We start from the raw sequence: 8,214 nt of genomic DNA on the forward strand, positions 1-8,214 counted from the left end.
TTACATTCCCATGGAAAGTCCCATGTCTTCACTTTCAGATTCAGTTTCTACTCCACTGTCCTGAGACTCCTCATATTTTTCTTCTTCCTGCACTGCAGCATTCCCAGCAGTTTCACCGCTCTCCGCAGAAACAGCTTTTCCCATTTCTTCCTGTAATTCCTGCCCCTCCGATGCCTGCTCCATATCTTTCATTTCTTCAGAATCCACAGCTTCTGCCTGCTCTTCCACATGAGCCTGGCATTCTGTCTGCTCCTGCTTCAGTTCCCGCTCAATCAGACCAATAACAAAATCCTTCTGAGACATGTTATGACGCTGCAGATATTCTTTAATCCTCCAAAACAGCTCCTCCGGTACCTGAAACGCTAATGTTTTCATATTTCCCATATTCTTTCCTTCCTTTTCCTGAATTTTAGGATGCAGTTCATCCTGCAATGCTAACGCGACAAACTCTGACATCGTCATGCCATGATTTTGAATATACTGTGTGACCTCTGCATGAAGCTGCGCGTCCACCTTAACAGTGATACCTTTCATTCCATTTAACGGCATCTTTTTTCACCTTCCTTTTCTATAAACTTCCTAATCGCACGCGTTACGATTTCCTCCACAGGGACTTCCTCCAGAGCTGCCTGATTGATAAGCATTTCCGCCAGTTCTTCTGGAATTTGAATTTCCTCCACATCACACCTCCTCATATAGTTTTTTATAAAAACAGAGCAGCCATGTCCTTTGCCTTCAAAGAACCTAGCTGCTCTGTCTTATAGCTGTAAGGATTGTTTTGGCTCAGATTCCTGAGCAGACTGCTGTTGTGGAGAATCTTTGACTTTCAGATAAATGCCGTAATAGTCATATCCTATGGGCCGAAAAATTCGAGTGGTAATGACTTTGAGCAAAGATTCTGTATCAAACTTTGCTTCAAAAAACATCCCTGGATAAAATTCCAGAGGCACGTCCATACAGTCGCCTCTATCTGACAGCAACAAACGGTCTCTCCCATAAACTTTCCCCAGCATACCACACAGCCGTTCTCTCATCACCTCTTCCTCAGCACATCTGTGCAAAAGCTTTTCAGCTAACTTTCTCCATTTGTCTACATGTATTTCGGTTCCATCCGGATAAATAATCGACACCGGCTTCTTCCCTTTGAAGTAAGCAGGCAGTGAGGTTAATGGCATTTGAACCTCTGCCTTGCTTCATGATTCTCCGGAGACTAAGCATCTGCGAAAATCATCTATCTTCTGATCAACCATGATATGAAGCTCCTCCCGAACCTGCTCCAGAAGCTCTTCGGTCTTTTCGTCCATCATCTGGTTTACTGATGTTTCCATTCTTTCTTCTCCCCCTCTTTCAATTTGAAAATATAATTCATCCTGTATTACTGTTTTGGCAAATTTGGCATTATAAAACCGGATGCCCATCTTACACTGCCGCATCCGGTTTCCTAGCATACTATGATATTTTAAAATAATTCCATCTGTGTATACTCTGAGCTGGAATGAAGGAGAGTCGGTGTCTTGTGCAGAATAAATTCCACTGCCTTATCATCCAAAAGCCAGCTCTCAAGCTCATCATTTTCCAAAATCAGCGGCATCCGGCTGTGAACCGGCGACACCGAAGGATTCGCTTCTGTCGTGAGGATTACAAAACAATCCCTGTCATTAAACCGGTTATAGCATCCAGCCATAAGCAGAACCGAACTGTCCTCTCTTTCATATGAAAATTTTTCTTTTCTGCTATTCCACTCATAGAATCCCTTTGCCGGAATCACACAGCGTCTGTGTTCCACACTTTTTCTAAATGTTTTGCGCTCCAGGACACTCTCAGAGCGTGCATTGATGAGCATACCTTTACCTTCAAATCTGGGAAATCCCCAGACCATCAAACTGCCTGCCAGATGTTCTCCATCTCTTCGTATGACTGCTGCAGTCTGAGAAGGCCTGATATCTCCAGAATTTCTCATATTTAATTTATAGTCGATCTCCCTGACCAGCTTTTCCATTTCCTTTGCAGTCTCATCATCAATATAATAACGTCCACACATATCTGTCTCTCCCTGCACTCTAAAGATTCTATTCTTCCCAGCTCAGCTTCCAGCAGTTTGTCTCCATATAATAATACAGACGGAACAGATACTCTTGGTTCCCAGAAACTGTCCTGCACCGATATTCCTGAATGGGAATGCCGCAATAGTACTTCTTTTCCTTTGAAAGTACCTGAATGGGACTGATGCTGTGAATCATACCTTCCTCATCCTGGTATTTTACCATTTTGGGAGTTGCCGCACCTTTACATGTAAACCATACTCCACATGCAACCTCTTCTAATCTTCTTTTCAGCTCCCCTTCGTCTGCATGCTGTGTATTTGTCCCAATCCCCATGCTCATAAAAATCACCTTCTTAATTCACTTGGATTTTCTTATAATCGACCGTCCTTTTTTCTCTCGAAATGCCTCCAGACATATGATCAATCGGTCTTCCAATAAATGCCGCGCGCATTACAGAATCATTTCCGTATCTTTTTCGAATTTGATCCACTGCAGCATCCATCCTTTCCAGCTTCTCATAATCTACTGTTTCAAACATGTCAAGTTGACGCATATCCAATCCATCCCGTATACGACTGGTGTGTATCCCAAGATGTCTGATTGCTCTGCCATCCCACAGTTCATCAAAAAGCTGGCATGCCCAATGATGAATTTCAATAGTAATATTGGTGGCATTGCGAAGCATCATCTGGTGACTCACATAGCTGAGGTCGTGCAACTTAATTCCTACAGCAATCACTTCTGCCCTGGCTCCTGCGGCCCTCAGTCTGGCTCCTATTGTTTCCGCAAGAGCCAAAAGAACCAGCTTCGCCGTTGAAGCATCCACAACATCAAAGGCTATTGTAGTACTGTTACCATACCCTTTATTCGCCGGAGGCTCAGACTGCACTACAGAAATATCCATACCATTTGCAAAAGCCCAGATTACTTCGCCATGCTTCTTTAAATGGCTTTTCAGGACTGCAGGATCTGCCTGGGCCAGCTGCCCTATCGTTTGAATGCCAAGACTGAACAGCTTTTTTGCTGTTGCCCTGCCTACGAAAAATAAATCGCACACCGGCAGTGGCCACATTTTCTTCCTTATTTCGCTTTTCCAAAGTGTATGCACCCGGTCTGGTTTTTCAAAGTCACTGGCCATTTTTGCCAGCAGTTTATTTTCAGAGATGCCAATGTTCACAGTAAATCCCAATGTGTCACGAATTTCATTTTTCAACCTATTGGCTGCTTCCATCGGCGCGCCCCATAACTTCTCTGTACCTGTCATATCTACAAATGCCTCGTCTATAGAATACTGCTCCACAGACGGAGAATATTTTCGCAGAATATCCATAAAAGCCTTTGAACACTGCTCATAGAGCCTATAATTGGGAGGAACCAACATGAGGTTCGGACACTTTTGCCTCGCCTCCAAGATTGTTTCACCAGTCTTAATATGATATTTCTTGGCTGGAATGGACTTTGCTAAAATAATCCCATGGCGCATAGCCATGTCTCCGCCTACCGCCGAAACCTCTTTTCTCAGGTCTACCGTCCCTCCCAAGTGATAGAGGCGGTACACTGCTTCCCATGACAAAAATGCAGAGTTAACATCTATATGGAAAATCACCCTTTCTTTTCCGTCCATCTTTTACCGCCTCCTTTTTCTTATATTATGGCGAACATACGTTCTTATGTCAAGTACCTTTTTATTCCTATGAACTACACTCAGAACTTGAGCAATGACTACACCTGCTTCATCCTTATCATTTCTGTATTTAAATGTCTATTTTGAAAAACTTTTTATTCATCACCTATTTACATTTTGATATTTTACTATTCTTTTTATTAATAGATATTGCAATATCCAATATTATAAAAGTATGGAGGTTTTATTATGGCTGATTTAAGAGTTCAAGAAGTTCAACAGTGGTTAAACGATGCTTTTCCATCTTATTTTAAATATGATGCAACCGGACAGACCTCCGGTTCTTTTCCCGTAAAGCCAGATGGTAAGACCGGCAACACTACTGTTAAAGCACTTGTTATGGCCATTCAGATTCATTATGGTCTAACACCTGTAGATGGAATTTGGGGGAACGCGACCAGTTCGGCATGTCCCACTATTGATTCCAGCGTCACAGATCCTATTATTCTAAAAATAGCTCAAGGTGGCTTTTATTGTAAAGGTTACGATCCAAATGGATTTGACGGAATCTGGGGACCCGGACTTGCCTCAGCTATCAACGATTTTAAAACAAATCTCGGAATAACTCCGGGTAGTACCATGAATGATGATGTTTTCAAATCACTTCTTACAACCGATCCCTCTGTTCTAACTGCTGATGGCGATGCAACAATCAGAAGTTTACAGCAATATCTAAATGGTAATTACTTTAATTTGTTCAAATCATCCCTGGGATATATACCTACTGGTGGAACATTCGACAGAAAAACCAGCAAAGCACTTATTTTTGCTCTTCAAAATGAAATCGGCACAACCGCTGATGGGATTCTGGGGAATAATACATTTAAATTAATGCCTACTATTTCTGTCGGATGTACACAGATACCCATAGTGAAAATTCTTCAGGGTGCACTGGCATGCAACGGTTATCCTGCCGGATTTGATGGTGTATACGACGAAACAGTTCGAAACAAAGTATCTGAATTTCAGGAATTTATGCTTTTGGATACAGATCCTTTGGTTACTTTGGGTAGCGTGAATCGACGTACTTGGTGTGCATTACTTTGGAGCAAAGGAGACCCCGAGCGAACTCCTAACGCTTGTGATTGCAGAACTAAAATTGAGGACCCAAATGTTGCAGTCGAGTTATATAATCGCGGCTTCCGATATATTGGAAGATATTTGACCAGTGTTCCAGAAGGCTACGACAAAGCTCTTACAATAGAAGAAGCCCAAATACTTCTGGATGCAGGACTAAAAATATTTCCCATCTTCCAAGAATCGCCTTCGACGCCCGTCCCCAGCGACTTCACTAAGGAAGCTGGAAAAACAGATGCTACCAAAGCTTTAACTGCAGCTTTGAGTCTTGGTTTAAAAGCAGGTACTACAATCTATTTCGCTCTTGATTGTGACATGACTGAAGCACAGGTAAACACTTATGCTATCCCATATTTTAATGGCTTGCATGAAACACTTGATACTTTAGGTTATTATAATATCGGTGTTTATGGTGCTCGAAATTCCTGTACTAAAATTCAGAATTTGTACCCTGGTACAAAATGTTTTGTTTCCAATATGTCTACAGGATATAGTGGCAATTTGGGATTCCGCATGCCGGAAAACTGGGCTTTTGATCAGTATACAGAGATTGATAATTACTCCATAGCCGGAACTACTTTTGACCTTGATTATGATATGGCCTCTGGTATTGATACTGGTGTTGATACACTACTTTCCTCTCCTTATGCACCGCCTTATAATCCTGATGTAGACGAAGTTCCAGAGTCTGAACATATCCTCAACTTAATTTCTGCAATACGATGGCTGGAAGAGCAATTTTACGCCGGTTATAATATCACTTCTCCTACTCATGAAGAAATGATAGACTGTGCAAAAGGTGTATGCGATTATTTGTCTCAATATATGTATACAGATTACAATTGGGGGGTTATATCACCTAAAGATCCTTGGTTTACAGAATACATCAATTACCATTATTCCACAGACGAACACGTAGAATTCCTGTATCCATATATGTACTATCATGAAGAAGGCGAAGATGAAAACAAAATTGTTTACCGCACTAAATTGTTAACCGATGAGAAATTAGGGTTTTTTGAGCTGCCGCACCTGGCTATTGTAATAAAATGCTATCTATATTGCCTGGTAGAGTCTGATTGGGCAGCCTGGGCAGGTGACTTTGCAACAGGAATAAAAGATGTATATGTCAACAGTCCTGGTAGCGATATGGCCTCTCTTTTGGAAATAGCAAAAAATTTGATAGGAGAAATGGAACCAAGTGTAGCAGACATTACCCAAGTGCGTCAATTTAACTATTGTGATTTCATCGCAGATTTAGATGGCTACAAAATCGCCAAAATGATAGAAGAATATACCAGCTCTCCTTATGGACTCTCAGAGTGCATTAAGGCCTATTATGAAGATCTCAACAAGTACCATAAAAGATACCAGTATTTTAAAGAGCTTCTCGGATTTGAAACTTGGAATATAGACTCTATTGCACAAGTATTAACAGATTATATTAACTCTTTAGACAATGCGGCACTTGTACTTTTCTTCTGCCGCGATATGAAAAACAACCCCGGTTCAGATAGGGCCACCGCACGAATTACGGCAATGTATATTTTGTTCTGGGCAAATTATACTGGTGTAATTTAAATATATCTATTTATCACTGTTTGCTTTGCTATACAGGAGCTCTCGGGTTAGCTGGACCACGCTCCATAAAGTAGAGACAATCAAATAAATATAGAATTTCTGCCAGCAGGTTTTTCCTGCTGGCAGTTTTTTTATATTATCCATATATAACTTTCATGTTACTCCATTGGTATGTCTTCGGCAGACATAATAAATACGCTATCTATTCCTCTATCATAAGCATACATGCCTCTCTGCTTGTAAAGCTGCTGCTATAATTCTCTCAGAATCCTTTCTTCGATTTGTTGTCGATACTTTATTATCCGTAACACGCTCTACATCACTCCTACAGTCTCCGGCTTTTTATGAAATGTCACATTCGTATATTCTCCCCCTGTTACTATAAAAAACAACTATGCATCTAGTTTCACCTTTATAGTCGCGTCAAAATACTAAGTACCAGAGCACTGTTATTGGAAATACCGATGGAATATTTAAGACTACGGATAAATTTGTTATGTATTTATGTAAACCAACCATTCTACTATTGTTAAATATACCAAAGCATCCTCACAATTTTTCACCACAAATAAAAATATGAACAATGCTCAATCATCCACCAAATAAATCCCCCAATTATAATAGAAAAGACAATTATATAAATCCCCGAATTCACCTTTATCCATTTTCTTAATGCCTGCCTCGTTATAATCTGAATTAACAATATCACAGCAAAAGCAGAAACCCATAAGGGAAACTCAATTGTCTTTTTCCATTGTGGAGTAGTATCAATTCGTACTAATATACTTTGCAAAGCCATCCCAACGGAACGTTCCAGAGAACGCCATAAAAAGACAAACCCCAAGTAAATTGTAGCATATAAATATCTTTTCCCTCTTTCTTTAGCCATTACTATCATATATGCAGCAAAATAAGATAACACTCCACATACCACGATTTCTGAATAAGGATTAATTATTCCTGTTAACATTTAAATACCTCCTACTTTATTATCAAAGTAATTTTGCATTTTTATTAACGCCCGCTTTTCTACTCTATCTATGTAAGAGCACGGTACACCTAAAACATTTGACACCTCTCGTTGCGTCATCTTCTGACCACAAAGACCATATCTATACTTAATAATAGATTTTTCTATATTATCCATTTTATTATTAATATATTCAAGAACTACTTCCTGAAAATATGTATCATCTGCAACCTCTTTACTATCATTCTTTATTATCAAAACATCTTTTAATTCTTCTTTTTCAAATGATTCCATTTTTATATCCATTCCTTTCGCTTTGCTCAGGCACAAAACGTTATGAAAATGGTTTCGATACTGAGCATTTTGTGTTATAGTAGATTTGATAATTAGGCATCCCGGTATCAATGGCTGATGCACCCACCCGTTAAGTATTGATATGCAGGTGGCCTCTTTCCAAAGGTGGGAATACCGTAAATTAGGTTCACTATGTGAGCCTTTTTCTTGTGTCTTATTGCCAGTTTTGGCTCAATTTACTATTTTTCAATCTTTCTTCTTAATAACTTACATTAAAAGCAATTAATATTTCATTTTCAATCACTCTTCTTATATACGATGAGAAATGTATGTTTTTAGAAACACCAAATGTCGATATAGTTTTATACACCCCTCTTATTCCCAACGCGAAAAAAATTTTCATGTGGACTATCATATTTGTCACAAAACATCTTACAAATTTTAAATGTAAGCGCTTAATAATACAACGGCTATCTTTTTAAACCACGTTCTACTATTATTGAAGTAAAACGCTCCAACTTCAACTTTTTGATTCAATCCTGCATCTTTGCTGTATCATGTCA

At 39.7% G+C, this 8,214-nt stretch carries 10 protein-coding genes; 1 reads left to right on the top strand and 9 read right to left on the bottom strand.

The features are described 5' to 3' along the window. The 7 genes from B5E82_RS16855 to B5E82_RS16880 all read right to left on the bottom strand — a co-directional run bounded on the left by B5E82_RS16855 (position 1) and on the right by B5E82_RS16880 (position 3,669). The gene (locus B5E82_RS16855; protein ID WP_087308692.1) at positions 1-549 is read right to left on the bottom strand and encodes a hypothetical protein; all 549 of its coding nucleotides are present in this window, start codon (positions 547-549) and stop codon (positions 1-3) included. Further along, positions 540-680, bottom strand: a complete 141-nt coding sequence (locus B5E82_RS18160; protein WP_162610811.1) for a hypothetical protein — start codon at positions 678-680, stop codon at positions 540-542. The genes B5E82_RS16855 and B5E82_RS18160 overlap by 10 nt, the downstream gene beginning before the upstream one ends. 78 nt (positions 681-758) lie before the next feature. After that, positions 759-1,175: a hypothetical protein gene (locus B5E82_RS16860; RefSeq protein WP_087308693.1), complete on the bottom strand. Its 417-nt coding sequence runs from the start codon at positions 1,173-1,175 to the stop codon at positions 759-761. Between the two features lie 18 nt (positions 1,176-1,193). After that, positions 1,194-1,328, bottom strand: coding sequence for a hypothetical protein (locus B5E82_RS18650; protein ID WP_275533173.1), 135 nt, complete (start codon positions 1,326-1,328; stop codon positions 1,194-1,196). 131 nt (positions 1,329-1,459) lie between these two features. Then, entirely contained in the window at positions 1,460-2,041 is a 582-nt protein-coding gene (locus B5E82_RS16870; RefSeq protein WP_087308695.1) for an SOS response-associated peptidase, read from the bottom strand. Between the two features lie 28 nt (positions 2,042-2,069). After that, positions 2,070-2,384 carry a hypothetical protein gene (locus tag B5E82_RS16875; protein WP_087308696.1) on the bottom strand — a complete coding sequence of 105 codons (315 nt, stop codon included), beginning with the start codon at positions 2,382-2,384 and terminating at the stop codon, positions 2,070-2,072. Positions 2,385-2,397: 13 nt separating this feature from the next. Beyond that, on the bottom strand, positions 2,398-3,669 hold the full coding sequence (locus B5E82_RS16880; RefSeq protein ID WP_087308697.1) for a DNA polymerase Y family protein: 1,272 nt from the start codon (positions 3,667-3,669) through the stop codon (positions 2,398-2,400). A 249-nt stretch (positions 3,670-3,918) separates the two neighbouring features. Between B5E82_RS16880 and B5E82_RS16885 the strand changes: the two genes are divergently transcribed. Then, entirely contained in the window at positions 3,919-6,387 is a 2,469-nt protein-coding gene (locus tag B5E82_RS16885; protein ID WP_087308698.1) for a glycoside hydrolase domain-containing protein, read from the top strand. 559 nt (positions 6,388-6,946) lie between these two features. Here the strand turns inward: B5E82_RS16885 and B5E82_RS16890 are convergent. Further along, on the bottom strand, positions 6,947-7,357 hold the full coding sequence (locus tag B5E82_RS16890; RefSeq protein ID WP_087308699.1) for a hypothetical protein: 411 nt from the start codon (positions 7,355-7,357) through the stop codon (positions 6,947-6,949). Further along, entirely contained in the window at positions 7,358-7,651 is a 294-nt protein-coding gene (locus tag B5E82_RS16895; RefSeq protein WP_162610812.1) for a sigma factor-like helix-turn-helix DNA-binding protein, read from the bottom strand. Between the last annotated feature and the right edge of the window lie 563 nt (positions 7,652-8,214).

Origin of the sequence: Lachnoclostridium sp. An138 (genome assembly GCF_002160765.1) — a bacterium.
GTDB lineage: Bacteria > Bacillota > Clostridia > Lachnospirales > Lachnospiraceae > Laedolimicola > Laedolimicola faecalis.